The organism is Desulfovibrio sp. SGI.102, assembly GCF_050314315.1.
GTDB lineage: Bacteria > Desulfobacterota > Desulfovibrionia > Desulfovibrionales > Desulfovibrionaceae > Desulfovibrio.
Genome location: NZ_JBNPNC010000139.1, coordinates 1 through 434 on the forward strand (window position 1 = coordinate 1; position 434 = coordinate 434).

General features: G+C 62.2%; 1 pseudogene. It reads right to left on the reverse strand.

Annotation, left to right across the window (positions count from 1 at the left end):
• Positions 1-232, reverse strand: a pseudogene (locus tag ACQRCJ_RS12520) (hypothetical protein); the annotation flags it as partial.
• Positions 233-434 lie beyond the last annotated feature (202 nt).

Here is a 434-nt window from a genome sequence, read left to right on the forward strand (position 1 = left end):
CGCGTTTTTCTTCAGGGCTTTTCTTCAGTTCTTCCTGATAGGCGGCCAGGCCGTTCTGCAGGATGGCCTGGACTTTGGCCAGGTGTTCGTTGGCCTGCTGCGCGGCCCTGGACTGGCTGAGGACACGGTCCACATCCACGCAGACCACGTCCGGGCCGGTATCCAGGCAACCGGACAGGGGCAGGGCCAGCATAAGGGCGAGACCGGACAGAAAACGGGGAAAACGGGACATGTTGTCTCCTTGTGATGGTATGCGATCCGGCCGGGGCCGGACGTGGGGCGCCGCGTATGGGCGGCCGGCATGAGCGTTGGATGGTGCGGCGAAATTTTTACGGGATAGCCGTTTTTTGCAAAATGCTCCTTCCCGTTTCGGGGCCCGGCGCGGCCAATAAAAACGCCGCCCCGGGAAGGCTGGATACAGGGCGGCGTCAAAA